The sequence below is a fragment of the Chitinophaga sancti genome (assembly GCF_034424315.1).
Classification (GTDB): domain Bacteria; phylum Bacteroidota; class Bacteroidia; order Chitinophagales; family Chitinophagaceae; genus Chitinophaga; species Chitinophaga sancti.
Genome location: NZ_CP139972.1, coordinates 1,685,221 through 1,708,890, shown reverse-complemented (window position 1 = coordinate 1,708,890; position 23,670 = coordinate 1,685,221). Strand labels below are relative to the sequence as shown.

The 23,670-nt window shown below is 43.1% G+C and carries 10 protein-coding genes; 9 read left to right on the top strand and 1 reads right to left on the bottom strand.

Features of this window, described 5'->3' with window-relative positions; all coding sequences use genetic code 11:
- Nucleotides 1-58 precede the first annotated feature (58 nt).
- The 7 genes from U0033_RS06365 to U0033_RS06335 all read left to right on the top strand — a co-directional run bounded on the left by U0033_RS06365 (nt 59) and on the right by U0033_RS06335 (nt 20,925).
- Entirely contained in the window at nt 59-451 is a 393-nt protein-coding gene (locus U0033_RS06365; RefSeq protein WP_072363355.1) for a DoxX family membrane protein, read from the top strand.
- A 7-nt stretch (nt 452-458) separates the two neighbouring features.
- A complete protein-coding gene (locus U0033_RS06360) occupies nt 459-1,421 on the top strand; it encodes a polysaccharide deacetylase family protein (protein ID WP_072363354.1) in 963 nt (320 codons plus the stop codon).
- A gap of 716 nt (nt 1,422-2,137) precedes the next feature.
- On the top strand, nt 2,138-2,863 hold the full coding sequence (locus tag U0033_RS06355; protein WP_072363353.1) for a hypothetical protein: 726 nt from the start codon (nt 2,138-2,140) through the stop codon (nt 2,861-2,863).
- A gap of 40 nt (nt 2,864-2,903) precedes the next feature.
- Entirely contained in the window at nt 2,904-3,629 is a 726-nt protein-coding gene (locus U0033_RS06350) for a hypothetical protein (protein WP_072363352.1), read from the top strand.
- Nucleotides 3,630-3,785: 156 nt separating this feature from the next.
- Nucleotides 3,786-7,301, top strand: coding sequence for a hypothetical protein (locus tag U0033_RS06345; protein ID WP_072363351.1), 3,516 nt, complete (start codon nt 3,786-3,788; stop codon nt 7,299-7,301).
- A gap of 42 nt (nt 7,302-7,343) precedes the next feature.
- Nucleotides 7,344-19,268 (top strand): LysM peptidoglycan-binding domain-containing protein, encoded by an 11,925-nt coding sequence (locus U0033_RS06340; protein WP_083571678.1) that lies wholly within the window; start codon nt 7,344-7,346, stop codon nt 19,266-19,268.
- Between the two features lie 568 nt (nt 19,269-19,836).
- On the top strand, nt 19,837-20,925 hold the full coding sequence (locus U0033_RS06335) for a 3-oxoacyl-ACP synthase III family protein (RefSeq protein WP_072363349.1): 1,089 nt from the start codon (nt 19,837-19,839) through the stop codon (nt 20,923-20,925).
- Between the two features lie 184 nt (nt 20,926-21,109).
- On the opposite strand, the gene U0033_RS06330 is transcribed toward U0033_RS06335, so the two are convergent.
- Nucleotides 21,110-21,667, bottom strand: coding sequence for an acetate uptake transporter (locus U0033_RS06330; RefSeq protein ID WP_143150813.1), 558 nt, complete (start codon nt 21,665-21,667; stop codon nt 21,110-21,112).
- Between the two features lie 764 nt (nt 21,668-22,431).
- On the opposite strand from U0033_RS06330, the gene U0033_RS06325 reads away from it, so the two are divergent.
- Together U0033_RS06325 and U0033_RS06320 are read left to right on the top strand one after the other, a co-directional pair.
- A complete protein-coding gene (locus tag U0033_RS06325; RefSeq protein ID WP_072363347.1) occupies nt 22,432-23,181 on the top strand; it encodes a helix-turn-helix domain-containing protein in 750 nt (249 codons plus the stop codon).
- Nucleotides 23,182-23,212: 31 nt separating this feature from the next.
- On the top strand, nt 23,213-23,545 hold the full coding sequence (locus U0033_RS06320) for a putative quinol monooxygenase (protein ID WP_072363346.1): 333 nt from the start codon (nt 23,213-23,215) through the stop codon (nt 23,543-23,545).
- Nucleotides 23,546-23,670 lie beyond the last annotated feature (125 nt).

Genomic DNA, 23,670 nt, shown 5'->3' with positions numbered 1-23,670 from the left:
CTGTATATATCCTTGTTTAAGAGCTGGGTTTAGTGAAATTTTGTATCAAAATTACATTATGACTGATTTATCTTATCTCATGTTACGCCTGGTGGCTGGAGTAAGCCTTTTTGGACACGGATTAGTCAGGCTACCCAAACTTGCGGGATTTAGCCAATGGATGACTGGTACGTTTGCAAAATCTATGTTGCCTCAAAGGCTGGTGATGCCCTTTAGTTATACTTTACCAATAGCGGAATTCATAATAGGTATACTATTGATGCTGGGCTTGTTTTCCGGTAAAGCTGTGCTGGCGGGAATTATCCTGATGCTATTGTTAATGTTTGGTACTTGTCTGATTGAAAACTGGGAAGCCCTTCCTTCCCAGATGCTCCATGCCCTTGTACTTATTTTGTTGTTGCAGTTTATAGCCAGCAATAATATTTCTCTTGATCGTTTCATGCACAATTAATAAAATTATGAGTAGTAGAAGATCATTTATCCGTCAAGGCGGATTAATAACAGCCGCAGGTTTGCTGGCTGGCCCTGTTCCATTTTCTGCTGTAGCAACACCCACAACAGATACAGCTGCTGCACCTCAAGCCAGGAAGTCAAAATGGTCTGATGGTTCCCGGTTAGTGATTTCGGTTTCTATGCAGTTCGAAGCTGGTGGACAACCTGAAAATGCGGAAAGTCCATTTCCTCAAAATATGCAGAAAGGTTATAAGGATCTGCCATCAGCAACCTGGTATCAATACGGGTATAAAGAAGGAATTCCCCGCATGTTGGATAACTGGGGCAAATTAGGTGTCAAAATAACATCTCATATGGTAGGTAGTGCCGTGCTTAAAAACCCAAAGCTTGCGAAAGAAATTGTTGAGCGGGGGCATGAGGCTGCAGCCCATGGTATGAACTGGTCAACTCAATATACCATGTCTTATGAAGACGAGAAGAAATTCATCAAAGACGGAGTAGATGCCATTAAGCAGGTAACAGGGTTTACAGCTATCGGTTATAATGCGAACTGGCTTCGCCGGGGTGAAAATACCTTGAAGATCTTGCAGGAACTGGGATTTTTATATCATATTGACGATTTGAGCCGTGATGAACCATTTATCCAACAAGTAAACGGGAAGGATTTTGTCACTGTTCCTTACACAATCCGGTGTAATGATATTCTATTAATTGAGGGGAAGAATTTTTCGACTGATCAATTCGTAAACCAGGTGAAGATGGAATTTGATCAGTTATATGAGGAAGCCGAAAATACCCGCAGGCAGATGTCTATTAGTTTTCACGATCGGATCGGGGGCACTCCTCAAATGGTACAGGCGACCAAAGAGTTGTTTACTTATATGAAGCAACATAATGGGGTTAGCTTTAAACGGAAGGATGAAATTGCCCGCCTATGCCTGGAAGACAATACAAGCATCAGAGAATAGAGTAGGAGTGCTTTGGCTTTTTTCGGTTATTGTGAATAGCGGTTATATCAAAGGTAAATTGAAGGCATTGAGAATTTGATCAATAGGAATACTCAGCGCCCGGTTCCCGGATTAGATAGGGAGAATTTTACCTTTGGTATAATTGGCCCTCTGTTTTTATTCATAATTTACTGGTGAAACTCTTTATTTCGATTTTAAATGAATAGCCCAACTTCCATACAAATATATGTTTTTTGCTTTTGAAGCTTTGGCAGCAAAAAAATAAATGCCCTTCTCATAAACAAATCATCATCCGCGTTGTTAAAAGAATACATATTTCAAACATGCAGCATTCCCCCCATAGCAGAATCACATGGCTGGTTGAATTGCAAACTTGTCTGAAATAGTTCACCATTTATGAAAAATTTAAAAGATCACAACAGTCAATCGTAAGCAAACGCCCAAAATAAGAGTGTGGAAAAGACACGCAAATATAGAATTAACAAACATTTTCAGGATTACCTTATTCAATTTAATCAGACAAGAGTTTTATAATGTTAAATAGATTCAATATATGGTTGCAATGCCATTCCTGAATTTATGTCAACTAATCTCTTGTGACGATTTCATACGCCCTAAATTCCTGCTATCTAATCAAATTGGAACCACAGCTAATTATTTATTACGAGATACCTATAATTATTTATTAAGAGATACCTAACCTAACTAAAGTACGAATGAAAAATGATGAGCCCCAACCAGATGTGATTTTGATTAAAAAAGCGGCTGTTGCTAGTCCTGCATCCCAACGATTATTGGTTGAGTTGGATAATACAACTCTTTACTCCTGTAGTGTTGCTATTGTTTATTATGATGGAGATACTGTTACTGTAAACTATAAAGGCTTGCCAGGCAACCAGCCTCAGACCTATAAGAATTTTGTTGCCATCTGGGAAGCCTCCATGATTCCATGGACAGTTCCACCTCTGGCGATGGCTGAAATAGGGCAAAACAATGAACAGGGCTCGATGACAATTAGCGGGGTTACCATTACAAGAAGTGCCTATATTGTCGGCTATAGTGTGGGGCCCGATATCTCAAATATATGCTGCAGCAGTGTTATTTCTATTGGCGGGCTATTGGCAGCACCTACACAAACGTCTATTAGCCTCAATTACATCGGCATTAATTCTCTTTCTATTCATTATCAAACGCTGGGCGGATACCAGCCTATGAAATATAACAACTGGATTGGTCTATGGAAAGGCTTTGCATCACCTTACAGCGCCGGTGCCCCACTGGCAACTGTAGATATCGACAGTAATGCAAACGAAGGTAGCATAGGCATCAATAACGTTCCATTGGGCATTAACACCAATTATACGCTCATTTACTTTATGGGAAAAGAAAACCCAATGGCCGCAGCCATACTTAATTTCAGCACCTCTACCACTACCTCATAAAATCAAGAAATCCTCCTTTTTAAAACCAAAAATTTACACGATGGAAACACAAACAGATGAAGCACAGAAAGTGCTTGTAGCAGCCGCCGCTGCCAATTCTCTTACCACAACGCTCAACATTTCTTTTGTTTCTGCGGATGAAATTGATGTAGATTTTAACACAATGCCAGGAAATCAACCTAATACTTATGGCAATTTCATCGCTATCTGGCAAAATTCCAACGCCATTCCATGGAACACAGAACCCTTGAAAACATTCCCGATTCCTTCAAACACACAATCTGGTTCTGCGTCCTTTACCGGCTTGAATGTAACTAACAATAGCTACATTGTTGGTTATGCTGTTGGCCAGGTTCTTAATGCAACCGGCAACATACAGAAGTATGGTAATGTTTGTTCCTCTGCATTTATTCCGGCAGCATCCTCCGGCGAAGGTGTGGGCACTATTTTTACCCCTTCTATTTCAGGAATTAATGTCGGCACCACTTCTGTATCTTTCCAGTTTGACCTGCCAGATGGCCTCTTGCCTCAAACAAATGGTGCATGGGCTGCTATTTGGAAAGGGGCTAATCCTTCTTTCTATAGCACTGCACCCCTGGCTTCTATCCCAATTTCACCAGATTCTTCTTCAGGAAGAGCTGCATTTAATAATGTGAGTATTGGCAGAGGTACTACCTATACTATCGCAATTTTCATGAGCGGGTATAATGCAGCTGGTGTCAGCACACAACGCGCAGCTGCTTGTGCTACAAGCTTTACTAATTAACATATTTCATATGCCTTGTTCATGCTAACAGCCCCGTGAACAAGGCATTTCTTCACTACCAATATACTGTACAGGATAAATAAATTTTACTGGCGAAGGCCAGGAGGATTTTTATTTCCCATCATCTTCTCTATCATCAAATGAAATCTAAGCGTCATGGCTTTATTCAGAAAACAATTGATCGACCAGTTATATCTTTTAGATACTGAAGGGAACGATGTTGGCTTTATTGCATTTGTAATACCAGCAGGCATCAACCCCGATGTTGATACAATAGAATTGAAGGAAGCACTGGCCAGTACAGTATATTCCGGTAGTTTCGTTTTTGCCGCTGTACCACCTGTCATTACAGATGCTGCCAATGCAAAAGTGTTTGTAACCAATATTTACAATGTATTGTTTCGTGCCGGGGCCTCCCGCGCTTTTATATGGCTCCAGGATAATAGCAATATTAACGCTGCTACTGCTCCGCTAATGGGCATCAATAGCGACGGCACGGCGGTGAGCAGTGGTTTACAGGCAACGCTTACTACCAGCCTGTCACTCACCATCGCCAACGGGATGCTTCTTTCCTGGACAGATGATACTGTGCTCCAGCTCAACGGCTCACTAAACAATAATACTATCGGATTTTCCGGCCCTTCTGCCCCGCAATCGCGTCCGCCGGTTATCGGGAATATTTCATTCTCCGGCCCATTAAGAGGAACTATTCAGTTCACTATTTATATACAACGGCAATCATTGTATGATGACTTTCAGTGGGGCTTTCAGTTTTTGTACCCCATGGCAACAAATGATCGCGATGTAATCTCCGAATGGATCCCGCTGGCCGATACTACTAAGGGCGCTACTGACCTCATTCAATTTAAAACAAGTATTGATCCTACTGATGTATTTAACACTGCATATGATCCCTGCAGAATAGGTGCCTGCACCATCAGCGGTAGTTATGCAAGCAGACGTACCTGGTTCAATTTTACTGGTACCAACATTGATGGGAATACGACTAGACTGGCATCCTTTTTTAGAACTGTTTTTGGCGCCGCTATTAACCTGTTACCGCAGATAACTGGTGTTGATTGCTTGCCTGCCCGGCTGGTCTTCGCTGCAGGAGAAGCCACTTCCTCCACTACACAAAGATTCCTCGTCACTCCCGAAGGCGACTTTACCATCGAAATGAACGCCGGCGGCACCGGCACCCAATACCTGATTGGAGGATTGCAGGGAACCGAGTTCTTTAGCATAACACCAAAATCTGATAAGGAAGATGGTGATAAAATCCGCTTCCTTTCCAATCAACCTGCTTTCGCGCCTAAATTCCCTTTCGATGCAGCGTCTCCTGTAAAAACACCACAGGTAGCTAATGCACCTTTACTCGATAACACTTTTTACACCTCATGGGCAACTTTTATCTCCACCCCTGGAAATTCTATTTATTATGTGGCGCAACCTAAAGGGTCATCGCTCTTTGGTAACGATGAAGTTATTTCTCCACAGTACTCTGACCTGTTCGGGCATAAAACTCCCGGCTTTTTATTTGTTGCGGATGATAGCGTCACTTTCCCGATTGTGCCTTATAACGGAGTTATCAGTGGAGATGGTATTAACTCTTTTTCACAGGATCAGATCGAGACTTTTGAAAACCAGCTGGTAAGCCCTACCCGCAGAAAATATGTGGGTCAACTTTCCACCTCGCAATCTTTATTGGCTGCTTCCAATAGATTGGAAAATGAAATATCACAAACATCCACTACACCTTCCGGCTTACTGGTAACGCTTACTTCTTCCGGCGCCCAAATGCAATGGAATGAAGTATTACTGGGACAAAATACTGATGCCGGTAAAGAATTCTTTCTAAAGTTTTTAAATCCTGAACCACCCCTTGTTGAAGCGCTCCAAACAGGAGATCTGATGCTGGTAGTGGCCAACGCTGATTACCTTGGCCAGCCGAATGGCAACACTCCCGGTCAGGCGGCGTTTTTAAATACCATGAGCATTGGTAATTGGGAAATGACCGCAAACGTGGGACAACAGAACAAGTATAATGACTACAGGAACGTGATGCTGATCAAGGCTAAAAAAGGAAAACTATATGATCCTGCTAATGTAATTGACAGCCTGGTGGCTAACCCCTCTAAATGGACACAGAAAGAAACCTTTGCTTCACCCAGCAATACAATGGACGACGGTACCATTACACCTCCGGATAATGATCAGCTGGTAATACTTTCTCAATGGCTGCAAAATTATTTTAAGCAGGCAAATTTGAACGGTGATAATAAATACTATTCAAAGTTCAATTCCATTGCCCGGGATGAAAACTGGACCGGTATATTGTTCTTACGCATGGATATCAGCAGACTGCCAGATAACCTTACCGGTATCATGGCAGGGGTTACTGAGCCCAATGCATTCAATGCTCACCATCTTGCTGTGGAAATTAGCCCTGTAGTAAAAAATGGTGCTAATGCAGCTTTGGATAATGTCAGTACAATATTTGGTCTGATCTATTACCTGGATCCTGATTTTGTTGATGATGGCACGGACAAGGCAATCGCGCCAGTCACCGCCACTACCTACGATTTCCGCCTGCTGACACTGAAAGTACTTTTTGAAAATACATCGGTGCGGAGCTTTGAAAGTCTTAGCCAACTAACAGTTAACGAGCTGCTCAAAATGGAGGTTTCCGGTATGAGTGTTCCGGATAACGTATACCACAATGTGTTACTAAAGGGAAGCCTCCAGATCACTGACAACCAGACGATCTATAATATCTCCAGCCAGGGTGATAACTCCTTCTATTTTGATAACAACATTATTCATAAAATCCAGATCTCAAACGTTGTTCTCAGCACGCTTAATACAGACAATGATGGAAATATGAGGTCCTGGTTTGCGATGAGCGGTTTTATAGATTATTACCTGATCGGCAATGAAGATACTGTTCCTGCATTTGATATATTTTCTTTTGGTAATAACCCCGGTGAAGATAATCCCAACCAGGGACTCAGGTTCAATAACCTGGGAATTTTAATGACTTATCCCGGATCCGATCCTTCATCAAAAGCAATGGTGCTGGATGCTTCTCAGATCAGCTTTGACACCAGTCACAGTAAGGCGAGGAATAACAGCATCTTTTTGAATTTCGCGCTGGATCTACAGGGCCTGGTAATTGCCGAGCCACTCACTACGCTTAGTGATAAAGGCTACCTCGCAGTAATACCAGACATTGCATTGTCGGATGTAAGCACCGGGAGCTGGTATGGCCTGCGCTTTAAACTGAATATGGGCACTCCTGGCGAATTGGCTGGAAAGATAAGCCTGGATTCATACCTCTTAATCGCATGGTCACCTCATAGCAAAGAAGGTGCTAACTATAAAGCCTCCATAGGTATATCATTGCCAGGTACCGGTGGCGGCGCCAAATTAATCAGCCTGCAAAACGTAATGAAACTATCAATAGGCCAGATCCGGCTCGCCTACAATACTTCGCAGAATTCATTCCTCCTTATGTTTACCGAAATTGCCCTGAAGTTCCTCGGTATGCTGAAAGTTCCCCCAAACGGCTCTACACTGTTTTACCTTTTCGGAAACCCCGACTCCGGCGGAAAAGCCAGCGGTTTGGGCTGGTATGCGATGTATAAGAAAAAGACAGCAACTACCACAGTTTGACAACAGATATTTGGAAAATTCAATCAACTAATAACTTATACCATGAGCTTATTTCAGGATTTAGTGGCTCTCTTTACCCAGGCTACAGAAATACGCGACAGATATACAGGTATTTCAATCGCAGAAATGATTGATCTCATTCGGAAAGAGAAGCAACTACGCTTCTATGTAGATGGTACTCCCAACTTTGGACATCAGGCCACTACTATTAACATCATGAAGCGCATTATTAATGTTACCCTTTATACCGGAGAAATTGTTGTCTATTACGCAGGTGGTGACCTGACTGCTCAAAAACTGGCGATCTTATTACCTGGCCTGAATCCGCTGGAAATTGATACAACCAAGATTGTCTACGGTACTTGTGAAAACATCTCATTCAAACCGTTTACCGGCGCTATCAAGGCCCCCGAAATGAAGTTTGGTTTTACAGGTGGAGCGGATAGTATGACCACTAATTTTGCAGAATTGCTGGCAGTTAAATATTTCCTGAGACTTGAACCCTACCTCTGGGAGATCATTACCATGGGGGTTACCAGTGGGGTGCAAAAAACGAAGAAGGTTGACTTTTTTAACCTGTCCAGGGAATCCCTGCAATTCAATAACCTCGTTTATAAATTCACAGCATCATCCGTAGCCAATGTATCTCCTGACATCTGGAACTGGTATATCCTGCAAGCGTTCCAACCCGCTTTATCTACCCGTACAAAAAATGTCCAGGCTGTTTATAATGCCTATGTAGCAGCTGCTCCTGCCCTAAGCCTATGGCCGGTTTATGGACTTCACCAGTTTAACACAAATGCAGGAGAAATGAGTCTTAACCTCGTCCTGTCCGCATTCAATATCATAAAAGAACGACAGCAACCACTGGTCATTCTTCATTTCAGTGACCCTGCAAGACCCGATTCTGACATTTTTCAATACCTGGACGCTCTTCGTACTGATATTAACAACAGTATTTATGCTTTAACGAATCTAAAAAACGCAATTTCGGCCACTTATATTGATGATGATGTGACCTCCACTTATAGTCCTGCTAACCTTAACGCAGTCATTAATGAACTTTCCCAATACCTTAAATTATCGATAGATAATCACTACAAACTGCAACTATTCAAAAGTTATGTCGATGGGGCCTATATCGATATCTCCACTCAGATAACTGATGCTTTAGCCGCCGCCTCTTCTAAACAGATTTTTGTTATTTCTATTGGTTCTGTTCCCCAGGATGTTTATAATTATTTCTACGGCAATTCAAACCTGCCCGGCATATTCGAAGGTCAGGGAACTTCCAGTATGCTGATCAGTTTAGGAAAACCATTTATGCAGGTTCCTAAAGCCGGAACAAATGCTTCCATTAATTATCCATCCACACTCGCCGCAAGTAATTTTTCTGGCATAACGCAGCAATGTCAGGAATGGGTAGCCGCTTTAAGGGATCTTAAGTTTCATTCATTCCTTAAGAAAAAAGCGGCAAGTGCTGCCGGCAATTATACAAGAACCCTGGATGTCATTACTAATACTACGCTGGCATCAATCACCCCATCTACTGACCTCTATAAATATTTTGCTATCCTGGGCGACTATTATCAAAAGGATATTCATGATAAACTGATGATGGGGCTTGTGGGGGTAGACTCACTCATACTGGTAGAAAGCGACAGTAGCCTGTATGCTGAGCGGCAAGGTATTGCTGCCGATGCTTCCGGTTCCCTTGCATTACAACTCAGGCGTGAACTAATTAAAGAGCGTATCTATATATCAGGGAATGATGATGCTGAGATCCTTGAAGTGGCAAAGCCACTTACACTGGAGGATGTGTATAACCAGCTTCTTGCAGGATGGTCCGACGGAACCATCAACCTGCTGAGCGCACTCCCCAGCACTTACTTCAGCGATTTTTTTGCAAAGGTAACAGGCAATATGTTCAATATTTCCGTACCGGAAGAAAATATTGTCGCTGAAAAAGACGGAGACGGAAAAATTACCAAAGTGACTGTTTCCGGAGCTACTACCATATCCTTCCTCAATATAAAAATGGCCATAGAACTGGTTTATACAGCCGAATCAGGACCTGTGATCACACAGGTTACTGCTAATGCAGACCAGGTATGGACCATAGAAAATATCCCGTGGATACTTTTTAGTAAGCCCGGCTTTACCATGAAAGTAAATGAAGGTGGTTTCCCTGTGCAGGGTGGAATACTTGGTACTATAAACAGTTATGATACCAGTGTTACACTGCTGATCGAATACCCGGTGGGTGACAGTAGCTGGCTACTTACAGCATCATTTGCGGATAATTATCCGGGTATTGCGACCATTTTCCAGGCTGCAGGGGGCATTAATCTTGTACAGGCACTACCAGCTCCACTCAGCCAGCTGGCTGGTTTCGGGCTCAAGGAGGTGCAGTTAATGTACAATTCGGCTGCTTTCAGCTTTGATTATATGGCATTTCAGATGACGACGAACAGCCCATGGACCATTTCCCAAAATCCACTGTTCACGATTGCGCCGACTGTGGATGTTAGCATCTATAATGTGGCAGACGTTTACAACCGCACTACTAACTTCCTTGTAAGCGGCAAATTTACGATTGGTAAAGGTACGATTACCATGGTAGGAGGGTATCCTGATTTTTCATTGTATGGAGGCCTTACAGACGGTGTTATTGAACTCAGTGACCTATTGGCACTATTTGGTGGGGAGCTGGACCTGGCCACTTCCGTTACTGCTTTTAACTACAATTATACGCCTGCCCAGAAGTATTACGAAATAGGTGCCGTACTGGAGCCGGATAAACCACTTGTGATAGCCAATATTTTTAGTATTGACAACCTTTCTTTTAATGTCAATAGTAATAACTCCACCAACACGGTATTTTTAGGAGGGCAGATTACGGTGTTACCAGATTCGGCGAAGATTGTTATGGAACTTAGCGGAATGTATGCCACCGGTTTAGGTTGGACATTTGCCAGTAAACAAACTTCCGGGGTAGTGAAGATAGGTGACATGCTTGCTTATTACATTGCTCCCTCCTGGACACCGCCGGATGGGTTTAATTATGGTATTAAAGGACTTTCATTTAATATTAACACAGTTACCGCTTACTGGCAATTTGGTGCCAGCACTGCTGAGCCCTGGACGATTCCCTTCATCGGGATAACCATTGCGGGCACTGCACAGATCGGGTATGGGAAAAAAGAACCGGCAAAAACCGCCGGCTATTATGGTGCCATTTCCGCAAATATCAGCTGGAATAACATCAATATTACTGCATTCTACAATTTTAATCCTGACTACCAGGCGTATGGTATTACCTGGGGCATTCTGACCGGAGAGGTGGAAGAAAAGACAGTGGATGGAAAAGTACACCAGGTTGCTACGCTCCGTTTCAATGAAACCACTACAATAGGAAGCCTGGTAGAACTGATGGTATCCTGGGCCACCGGTACCAGTTTTGGGCTGGCTGCACCCTGGAATGTGCTGAATAGTATCCCCTTGAATAACCTGTCACTGGAATATGATTTTACAGCTGAAAAGGTAAGCTTCAATGTAGGAATCGGACCAATTAACCTGGGCTTTGTTACGATAAATGGTATCAAAGTTTCCTATAATAGTAATGATCCGAACCCTGATAATAATGGGGTGATTGTTACCCTCGATGCGTCTTCTGCATGGGGAGATATTCCATCATGGAATGCTGCCAAACCGGAAACGACGCCTGCACCTCCCGGACAGGGCAACAAGTACCTGGACCTCCGGATGCTGGCAATGGGTCAACATGTAACGCTGGATTGCTTTAAAACTGCCGACAATGTACAGGCTGCGATCGCCTGCATGTCCTCCTTGCCTGATACTAAACCAGGAGAAATACCAGCTATTCATTTTGATGCCAACAGTTCCTGGCTCACCGGGATGGACTTTGGCCTGTTGCAGCTAGGCGGCGATAAATCAAATGCCATCGCATTGGCAGCTTCCACTGCCGCTGCTGCAGAGTATTTTATCAACATGCAGATCATTTTCAATGATCCGTACCTGTATGCCCTGCGTATTGCCCTGGCAGGGGAGCCCGCTAAAATATTTAAGGGCCTGGACTTCCAGATCATGTATAAAAAAATCAGTGATACCATCGGCGTATACCAGGCCGAAATCGTATTGCCTGATGTGATGCGGAAAATCAATATGGGGCAGTTTAATATTACACTTCCTGTATTCGGAATCGCAGTATTTACCAATGGGGATTTCCAGGTTGACATCGGGTTCCCCTGGAAAGAAGACTTTTCCCGCTCTTTTACTTTCCAGACACTCATCTGGACACCTATTGGCATTCCCATTCCTGTAATGGGGTCTGCCGGCGTTTATTTCGGTAAATTGTCCAGCGCCACTACCAACAGGGTACCCGCTGCTACCAATGGTACTTTCAACCCGGTATTGGTATTTGGTTTTGGTATACAATTCGGATTCGGTTATTCTTTTGATGCAGGTATCCTCAAGGCCGGTTTTAGTCTTACTGCAGTAGCTATCCTGGAAGGGATCCTGGCAAAATGGAATCCTTACCAGATCACCGATGGCAGTGGTAACAATACCCAGCTGGAAACGTCTTATTACTTCTGGTTCAGGGGAACGGTTGGTATTATTGGTAAGCTTTACGGCTCTGTAGATTTTGCTATTGTAAAAGCAGAACTGAATATAGATATCAGGTTACTGGTACAGATCACCTTTGCTCCCTATGAGCCTATAGAACTGTCTATTGTTGCCAGTGTAAGCGTATCATTGCGCGTCACCATTAATCTTGGAATCTTCAAGATAAAGATCAGCTTCAGCTTCTCTGCCAGGATACAGCAAGGTATCACGATCAAGGCTATTGGAGGTACTCCGCCATGGACTACTACTGAACAGGCCCGGTTGTTTGCTGCTGGTGCCCCTGTTCTGCAAAGGAGGAGGAGAAGATTTTATTATGACCAGCAGGAACTGATGGCTGCTTCTGCCGATACGAAGCCTGTATGGTCTAACCTGCAAAAGACAGGCTCCCCCGTACCGCTGACTGCCTATATCGGATTTGGCCTTACTATGGCAGGTGACAATGCCTCAAATGTGGATCAACAACTGGCGTGCTATATCGCTATGCTCTTTATTGAATCTGTTCCACCACCGCAGGATGATAAAGCCAACGGCGTACAAAAGGCATATGGTGCAGGTGCTGATACCTCTTTCGAACTGCTGGCCAAACAGGTACTACGTTGGGCTATTGCTGCTATGCAGCCTGGCCCGCTGACAGGCGAAGAAGTAGATAAACTCATTGTTACTGATTTGCAACTGGCAGCATTACTTGACTTCTTAAGCGATACTTCAAATCCGACTCCGATTACCGCGGACGATGTCAGCACGTTTTTGAATAACCAGTTTACTGTGACCGCGAACGCACCTACATCCGGAGAAGTGGATGCCACCTATTTCCCCGTTCCTCCTGGCATGATCCTTTCCCTGCCTAAATATGGTACCGGTTATGATGGTGTTTCCTATAGCTTTGAAGATTACAATAGTACCTCTGAAGCCTATACGACCTACCTGAGAACATATTTTAACCAACTGGCTGTACAGGTAGAAAAAGATGAGCAGTCTGCTTACCGGACCAAACTCGCGCTGGATGACAATAATGGTCAATCTATGGCTAATTTTATCTATAGCGATTATTTCCTGCTTATATGCAGGCAAATGTTACAATCAGCCAGAGAATCACTGAAAGATTACAAATATTACCTGCAGGATAATCAAACGGTAAATGACATTGTCAACCGGGTCAATGATAAAGCTGGCACAAATATTTATTCCGTTGAAGATCTCTTTACAGACAATGTTTCAGCTACCCTGACCGCAGGGAAAAAATTGCGGATCACCGGTGGTACTTATGTGGCCCTGGCATCAGATACATTTGATAACATTGCAGGCCAATCTATTTTCTACAATGGATTTACCGGCAAAGATCTGGCAGCTGCCAACCAGGACACTGCCAATACTTTATCAGCAGGTGTTACGATCAGTTATCCAGGTAAAGATCCTTATAAAACCCTGGCAGGTCAATCGCTGAATGATGTGGCACAGGCTATTGGTGTACCTGTTGCAGAACTGATAAATAATGGTAACATTACCAGTCTCGCAGGTCTGTTGTTACCTGTTGCTACTTTTACAATTCCTTCATTCAATAGCACCGTTGCAAGCGGAGATACTTTGAATACGGTTGCTGCCAGGTACAATATTACACAGGAACAACTGGCGGCGCCTGCTGAAAATGCAAATGTAGCAGACCTCTTTGATAAGGCCGGAGGGTATGTGAACATCGCCAACCTGCAGCAATTCCAGGTAGGGGAGCTGATTAATGAGATCCAGGCTACCAATGGTTTGCAGCATTTATCAGGCATGACATCCAGGTATTATATGGCTGGGCTCCGCCTTCCTACGGATGGCATTACCCCGGCATATAAGGGTATGTGGGTGACAGACAATGGTGGTACTTTGTCGCTACCTTCATTTGCTGGTTTGTATGCATTAACCGGACAGCAGTTCCAGTTGCCCGAACTTTCCACCGATCATTTCAATATCACTTTATCCCGCACATCTATGCTTAGCTGGCTTTCGTTTGCCGGCAGTAATCCGAATGAGCTGGTATGGTCACTAATACCTGGTTCATTTGAGGATCGGCAGATCAGGGCGGTAAAAGAATATGCAACAAAGAACGTACTTGATATCAGTCTTTCGCTCCTGGGAGCGCAGGATGCCTTCATCACCAGGGAGGCGACCTATCCTTTCACATCAGTGATCAACTGGGGTAGTGCATCGACCTTCACAATGCCTTATGGTGGAGATGCGGGAGGGGTACCTGCGCTCAGTCTCTGGCAGCTGCCAGACACCTTGTTGCAACTGCCTGATCCTGTAACCCGCGCTGTGAATCCAAGAATGAAAATGCTGATAGGCCGTTATGATGAAGCAAGTCGTACGATGGTGAATACCCCCGTAAAATATTATGGGTATGGGTCGCTGGTATCCTTTACCGTTAAAAAAGTGCCAGTTGTCACTGACAGCCCGAATACATCCACCACTTATGAGATCATGGGTGCCGACGGCAGCAATGTAGAATTGCTTGAGAAAATGGTAAGCGGTATCGGCAATAATCAGTCGCTGATCTCTACATTGACACTGGCATACGGTGTGAACTCAAATGGCACAACTACCGAAGGCATACAGACAGATGCATTAAATAGTCTGACGATGGGCATTGCCCAGGTAAATCTTTCTACCGAAACACGTCCTGACACAGGCATGGAAAGATCTTTCCTGGCTTTGGGTGCGCAACAGGAAGAAATGGTGTTACTGAATGAACCGACTGATTTTATTCGTTTATTATGGCAAGCTGGTATTACAAGGGGCGGTGGCTATTACTTGTATTATTACGATGCAGGTACGAAGAGTGGTTTGCCGGACAGGATCTTCAATGATAAAAATGAAGCAACGATTTCCCTGCTGGTATTATACGCAGCACCGGTTGATGAGATGTTACAAAATAACGTTACCAACTATATGAATGTGCTGGCTACCGGAGAAGCAATCGACACTACACATGCAGTATTGTTTGCAGAGGCCGATCCATTAGCGATCAGCGTTTCTACCAACAATACGCAGACATTATCTGATCTGGCATACAAGTATTATGGTAATGTTGCCGACGTAGTAACCGATAATCAGAAACTCGTATTGAGGGCCGGAAAAACAATTATTGTAGATGAAGGTGTTTATGAGGTAAGACCACAGGGTAGTACACCTGGCGGAAGCCTGGATGCAATAGCTTCCTATTTCGGTACCAGTGCCGCTGCCATCAAAGCAGCCAATCCTTTACAAACTACCTGGCCAGATCCTTTACCACTCTATACTGCGTTGTACCTGCCTGCAATTACAGTCACAGTAGGAACCGGTAATGGTGGTAATACGCTTGGCAGCATAGCATCTTATTATAGCGAAGATCTGGCGGCACTGGGAGGGAAAAACCAGGAAACACCCGGCCTCTTTGCAGACAATCAACAGGTAATAATTAGCGGTGGCCCTAATATCCGTACATCATCTGTCGCACCGGGAGTAGCTGGCGTTACAGCAGAGCGCCCTGTACCAGCCGAAATACCGGCAGATCCATCTACGAATAATTATGGTGAGTTGTTCCTGCTTAACACTTATAATTTGCTTTCTTACCAGGTTGCTGAAAACAATTATTTTACTGCCAGCAATCTCGGACTTCCGGCCACTCCATCGGGAGAAAAGGAGGACCAGGATACCAATGACAAGATGAGTTATCCTAAAGAACTGGCAGAAGGTGATACCTGGACTTATTCTCAATCCATTCCTTACAGCCAGTTTGCTAAAAATATTTTACTCAGTGCAGGGAAAATGCCGGATCAGGCGGGTAGCCCTTATCGTGGCCTTGGTGGTTTGTTGCAGATAGATTATGCATGGCAGGACCTGTATGGTAACAGGCTAATTACGACGCTTTCCCAGCCATCCGGCAATAGCCAGTTGAATATGGTACCGACACTTACCGGGTACACAGATGCGTTGATCGGATTAAATCAATGGCCATCTGTAGCTGCAGCATGGGAAGTAGTGCCGGATATTAATAAGGCACCTCTCTTACAGGTAAACCTCTCTTTTGGTGACAGTTATTACCAGGGGCTTCTATGGGGTAAGGTTGCCAATGCTACAACAATTACAGCATGGTTCACAGAACCGCTTGAAGAAATATCTGCTATTGACCCTGCTAATTATAGCCTGGATCAGGGTATCAGCATCCTTAAAATCACCCTTGGGTCAGACAAACAAACGGTGACAATAGGGGTTGATAATGTGCCTGAGAATACGCTTGTAACGTTAAGCGTGAACAATGTCAAAAATGCAGATAACACGGAAACATATACTGGTATAGCACAGTTCAGTTATCCGGAAGTACCTGCCGAGACAACCTCCACTGTTATAGAACAGGCAAAAAAAGATCTGTCAGTATATACACAGTTGTGGTACCAGCTTACAGACCCCAATGGTATTGCCTATACCGTTGATACGACCTTGCTGAATGAAGGTTATACTCTCTCTGCAGCGCAGGTAGCAAGCCTGGTGCAGGACTGGATTTCCTCCATCTATCTGTTCCTCGAAAACAGGTCTCAGGGACTTACAGATGTAGCTTCACCAGCAGCTTCGCACATCCTGACATTTGCAATTGATCCGGCAAACCTGAACCCGACGCAAATATTCCGGCTTGACCTGTCTTTTAATATAAAACGGGGCAGGAATGCAGCTGCCGGCGATTTTGAAACAACCGGAGGCATCCTCCAGGCAGTAACAGAGGTCTCTCCGCTAACCGATACCCAGGGTGGTGATACTCATAGCCTGGATACTTTCTCTGCCGGATTTGAGGCAGCACTGCAGGAACCGGGGAAATATATTTTGCGTGTAGCAACTGGCACAGACCGGTTAAATGCTGGCAACAACAAAGAAACCTGGGCAGTACGACTTGGATTGGATCACGCGTCACTGACACCAATAGCTTATAATGTTACAGACGCTGCGGATCCTGACATGTTTGCACCACGTCCTATTTCGAACAAACTGGAATCCCGCAAACAGGTGCCTTTGTACTATTATTCTGAAAAAACCGGGATAGACTTTAACACACCTTCTGTATACACTGATTTTACAGGCATAGACATGGACCAGTGGGGTTACCTGTTCTTCAGCAGTATTGACGATGTATTGTCACCGGAATTTACGGCTGCTATTCAGCTGGTCGATAATAAAAAGAATACCACTTACCTGGAAGAGCTGTTATCTGGCAAAAAAACGCTTGCCGATATAGTAAAGGACTGGATGGTGCCGGTATTCGAAGGGGAATCTCCAAATGCAGATGCAGTAAAAGAAGCATTTAAGCAACAGCTGTTGGTGAAACTGACGAATGCTTACACAACTCAGGCAGCCATACAGTTTCATGCTGCGGTAAGCGCAGATGAAACGACGGATATAACACCACGCCTCTATGGCAGCATTAACCGTAATTTCAGATTTGCAGATGTAATGGTGGATAGTGAAGATAATACCATTTTACACCTCGTATTTTCAAACCCACCTAACGAATCAGCTGCGTCCACCAGTAGCAACTTTACAATAAGCGACGGACTTATCGTAGGTACTGCAGGAATTGATGCGAACAATAATCGCAGGGTGACCCTTCACCTAAACGGGCAGGCTATTGCAGGCAGTACGACAGTGACGATCAGCGAAGGCTTTACAGACATGACAGGAAATACGATACTGCCACCACTTACGAAAGTGGTAATGGCGGAGATCAATGAAGGAAATGACAGCGATTCTATAACCTTTACATCGCCTAAACTGCCACTGCAAACCAGTACCGCAGCAACTATTCCGTTCCTCATCTCATCTCCGCAGATTGTTAGAGGCAGCGATAATGAGTTATTACCGTATGTAGACCTGGACCTGAGTTTTGCAGGTAGTTCAATTGAACACCAGATTAGTACACTGCCAAATATTGAAGGATACGAGGCGTCCACCTGGCTGAGTTTTGTTACACCTTTATCAACTAACAACAGTCCTCTTAGGGCAGATTTAGGTAAGATCCAGGTACCGATGATCCTGCGGGAATTTCCAACCGCGCCTTCGATGGTCAGCCAGACAGGGGAGAGTAGCGTGCCCCCTGACATGGCGGATATCAACCAGCTACTAACCTGGAACTATAACATTGAATATGCATTGCAGATCCATTATCCGCAGGATCAGCTGGAATTCACGATCAACTTCAATGTTGCAGATAACAGCTTTAAAATGTTCAGGGGTATTGAAGATGCTTTTTCACAACTTGCTGAGTTTATCACGGTATCACCGTCAGTATTTGCCGTACTGGAATCAAAGCTTACACAGGTAACTGCAGGTACCGCTGCCGATGATCCATTGCTTGATACAGTGTCAACTGCACTTACATCTTACACGGCGCTACTTGCAAATGTGGTGAATGCAGCTCAAAGCAATATGCTGGTAATGTCAGCTAACAGCAAATTACTTAGTAGCATAGAGGTACTGCCTTACTCTTTCTACATACAGGAAGGAATAGCCACCATAAACGAAGTGCAGGCACTGATTGTATCATTGCATGGTTTGCCACCGGAAGGAATTGGCGAGCCAGTTGTCAATATCATGGGATATGAGTGCCATACCTACACAGGGGCATGTTTTGGGGATTACTGTTATTATTATACGAAAGATGGAAAGGTGTTATCTGCCTCAGAAGGACAGGTGATACAGGACAGAACGGTGGTTATCCCGGCTATGAATATCCTTGCACGACAGGATGCTTCTACTACTGCATCTATTAGCCGGAATGCAGAGCTGGTACCCGGTAAACCAAGCAGCGATCCATTTAAATACACCACTGGCTTAGTTGAGTTCTCAAATCCCTATCATCCAACAATTGATATTGATACACCAATAGATATATCAACGATCAATGCACCTGCAGGGCAACATAATTATGCGTCGCTTGCTGTGCAGTTGACAAATCTCTTTGATGCACTTCTGGAAGAGAATTCACAGGATACGATCAGCATTTTGATGAGTTGTCAATATATGTATCAACCGAATGCGGCTACGGGTTATGTGGGCTTGCCGGTCATGATGCAACCATTGCAGCGTATCCAGGTTAATCCCGCTGCAACTACAAATGATAAAAAACTGAGTGAGATGATCACGGATTGGGCGGGGAGTATTGATCTTTGGTTTGGCACGCACAATCCGGGAACTAATAGTGGTGTATTTTATTTTGACCTGACAATATTCTCCAATTTAACACAACAACCATTACCGCTCTTAAGATTGAGGGCCTTAATGCTTCAATTACAGTATATTACAGGAATGTAATACCGGGGAATAAGCCAGCGCATATGCGCTGGCTTTTATATTTTATTTGGTGCATAAAGTATAGATTGACTATATTTTTTCGCGTGACGGTAGAGGTTCCTCCGAAATATAATAAAATCGAAAGGTGTTATAGGTACACATCTGGTTCTTTCCCTCGACTGACAACCGAAAAATGAAAAACCTTACCCAACAGTACCTGGGAAAAGATAAGAATGCTAGCCGTGGAACGGATATCCCTTATAAGTTCGAAGGTCTGCTACCGGTTAGCGAAGCCGTAAACAGAGCAACCCCATGCAGGAAAGCTGCTTGCAGGAGGCTAGGGGAGCTGGGCGTAATGAATTGGTCAAAAGTATGATTATGAGTAAGTTATATGATATTTCCCTTGAAAACACGCTTATGAAGCGTTGTTCGAATTCAACAATTCTAACGGTAGAAACTAATATACTATTCAAAAACAATTAGATACAAGGGGATAAATTTTAATGTATTACTTTTGCATAGACAGCAATAGTAAAATCAACCGTCATGTGATAGCAAGCAATCCGGGCGCTTAATATTAAGAAATATTATGGATACAAATATGAATGCGGTAATCGTTGGCAGTGGAAGTTATATACCAACTTTACGGGTTTCAAATGATGATTTTCTAAATCATGTTTTTTACGACCAGGATGGTAAAGTGTTGTCGAAGAAGAATAAAGATATCATTCAGCAGTTCGCCAAGATTACCGGGATACAGGAACGTCGATATGTTTCCGACGATCAGGTTTCTTCTGATATCATGAGCCTCGCAGCAGCAGATGCGTTAAAATCATCTGGCATTGACGGGGAAAGCCTGGATTATATTATTGTTGCTCATAATTTTGGTGACGTCAAAGCAACAAACAGTCACAGTGATTTTGTGCCTACCTTAGCATGCAGAGTAAAGCATCAGCTGGGGATAATTAACCCGCTCACAGTAGCTTATGATTTGACATGGGGCTGTGCAGGATGGCTTCAGGGGGTTATTCAGGCTAATTTTTTTATAAAATCCGGGAATGCCAAACGAGTGATGGTGATCGGTGGAGAAACTTTATCACGGGTGTGCGATCCTCATGATAGGGACAGTATGATCTTTTCGGATGGTGCGGGTGCTGTTATACTGGAAGCACAACATAGCATTCATCCTGTTGGTATTCTTTCTCATGTGTCAAAATCATATACAGATGGTCTGGCGTACGTTTTAAGGATGGGAGCTTCTTACAATCCTGATTTTGATAGTAATGCTCTATTTATAAAAATGAACGGGCGTAAATTGTATGAAAATGTGTTGAAAACAGTTCCATCGACGATTAAGGATTGTTTGGATAAAGCAGCGCTTACGATTTCAGATGTTGATAAGGTGCTTATTCACCAGGCTAACGAAAAAATGGATGAAGCCATCCTCAGGGAGCTTTTTAATATCTATGGAGGAGAAGAACATAAGCCACTGGTTGATCTCATGCCGATGACGATTTCCTGGCTGGGAAATAGCTCCGTGGCAACGCTTCCTACACTATTTGATTTGATATTGAAGGGTAAGTTTGAAAATCAGCAATTTACCCCGGGAACTAATATCGTATTTACGGCTGTAGGCGCGGGTGTAAATATGAACGCTGTAGTGTACCGTATTCCTTAATAATAAAAGGAGGCAGTTCCTAAAAGACATAATAACAATAACGCCGGGGATATTATCTCCGGCGTTATTGTTATTATGCTTTTTAGCCCCAGGCTTTCGAACCAATTGGTTCTTATAACAGGGCCCCTAAGTAATGAGACAGTCTGCCTTCATTGAAAACGGTCTCATTAGGTATTGATTCTTTTTACATTTCCAGGTATACTTCCTTTAGTCCGCTATAGCAGGCAAAAAGGCCACAAATTACACCTTCTATTCCAGCGATGCATTTGATGGTAGCGCTTTGTGTCGCTTCTGCCGCTATCAATAGTATGAAAAGAAGAGTAAGGGTAGAAAAGACTATTTGTAAGTTTTTGCTCAACTTTAAAGTGACGATGAACAAAATGAAAGTAAATAATGCCCAAATTGAAAAGTAAGCAATCATTCCATTGGAGGATACCGGCGCTGCCATACCAGTTTTGGGAAAAACCAGCAGAAAGACCAGGGATAACCAGAAACAGCCAAATGAGGTAAAAGCAGTAAATCCGAAGGTGTTATTTTTCTTTGCTTCCATCACGCCTGCTATGATCTGTGCGATACCGCCATAAAAGATGCCCATAGATAAGATCATGGCATTCATTTCAAAAAATCCTGCGTTATGAAGATTGAGTAAAATGGTGGTCATTCCAAATGCGCATAGCCCTAAAGGTCCTGGATTAGCTGTCTGAATAGTAATTGGCGTTGAACTTTCGTTAGAATTAGACATTATAATTGTTGTTATGATTTTAGCATGTTTCCTTCAAACAGGTTTTTCAATGTCCTGTAGCAGTATGATAAGTAAGACGCCTCCTATGATTTTCACAAGATTTTCGTGGATGATGCGTGCATATTGTAAGACAGCATTTATTAATGCGCCTGCAGATAGCAAACCCTCCAACATGATATCATAAAAGGAAGTCTTTATTTTAACCCCTGAAAGAATCGGGCAACAAATAAAAAAAGTCCAAAATAGAATATGGCAGAACCAAAAAGATTTGAGAACGTGACTTTCGTCATATAATGGATAAATCCTAATGCAAATGGTGCTTGCATAGTAGAGGAACCGCAATAAATTGTAAAAATTCTTCTATTTCCAGAAATCCAGGTAGCTTTTCACCTGGATTTTTAGGCGCCGGGATTTGTCGGTTGGACAAACCCTAAAGTAAGCATGGAGGTTCGAGCAACCGAAAAAGAAGGGCAAAAATTGACTTTGATATAAAGTATAAATTGTTGTAAGCCAAATATTTTTAGCCGTTTCAAGTGTCCCTGACTGACAAAAACTTCGAACTAAATATGGGAATTTTTTAATGAGATTTACGGTTTGAGGTGAAGACACCTGTCAATTAGCGAATTGAAAGGTATTGAAGGAGGACTATTGTAAACTTGATGGTAAGGCCAACGGTTAAGTATTATTTTTGTAGGTAAAGCTATCCTGTCAATTTCCAACTGACAAGGATGGCATACAATACTTAAACCGATTTTTAAACAATAATGAGCCTGAAATACAAATCGATCAAACCCGATATATCACTTGCCGATTTTGTATCTGATTTTTGGTTGTTTCAAAACCTTTCAGAAAATACAGAAGAAGCCATAGCATTACCCGACGGGCGAATTGATATGTTTTTGTCTAAATCTGCTTCAGAACCTTTTACTATTACTGTTCTGGGCATAGGCACACGGCCTCACACAGCAAAAATTGTGGCTGGAACCCTGATTTTCGCAATCGGGTTCAAACTGCCAGCAACTGAATACATTTTCAATTTCCCATTTGCCGACTTATTGGATAATAAAAAATGTTTAGCCAATGATTTTTGGGGGTTTAATTCCGAAGATTTAAATGATTTTGATGCGTTTTGCCAAAAGGCTACTCAAAAAGTTAAGTCACTTTTACCTAAAGAAATTGACAGTAGAAAGCAAAAGTTGTTTGATTTAATTTATTGTTCAAAGGGTGAAATAACCGTAAAGGAACTTTCCGGGATGGTATTTTGGAGCAGCCGGCAAATCAATCGATACTTTAATCAGCAGTTTGGACTTTCATTGAAAATGTACTGTAATATTCTACGATTTAGAGCGTCGCTTGAACATATTGCTAAAGGAAGGCTTTTCCCCGAACTTGATTTTGCAGATCAAAATCATTTTATTAAACAGGTAAAAAAATTTTCCGGAGTGGTGCCCAAAGAATTATTCAAATATAAAGACGACCGATTTATACTATTATCTACCTTCTGCCAGCCATAATATTGCGTGGTAAATTTTAAAGCACAAGTTTATGTCAACGCAAAACAAAAAGCCACAACCTGGTTACGTGATTAAAATGGTAGCAAAAGCGGGCAAAGGTGATGAACTTCGTAGATTGGCGACAGATGGAATGAGAATCGCTAACAAGGGTGGACACTGGGTGCATTGCATCGCAGAAAATGAGCCGGATACACTATGGACATTTGAATTTTTTGAAAGCGAAGAAGCAAAAAAACAATATGAAGAAAGCGACCTTGCAGACACCCTGCGCAATGAAATTCTGGACTTGATAGAAGAACCGCTTCAACAGAATGCAATGCGCATTGACGTAATACCATTTTCTGCAAGCTGGTTGCCTGAGTAACTATTACTTATTTTATTTGTTTTCTGCAAGTCTCATCTCGTCGAAGCGTTCCGCTTCGTTCTAACAAACGCAAGCAACTCGCCTGCGTTTGTTTTGTACCCTTGAATGACAAAAAGGGCCACTTA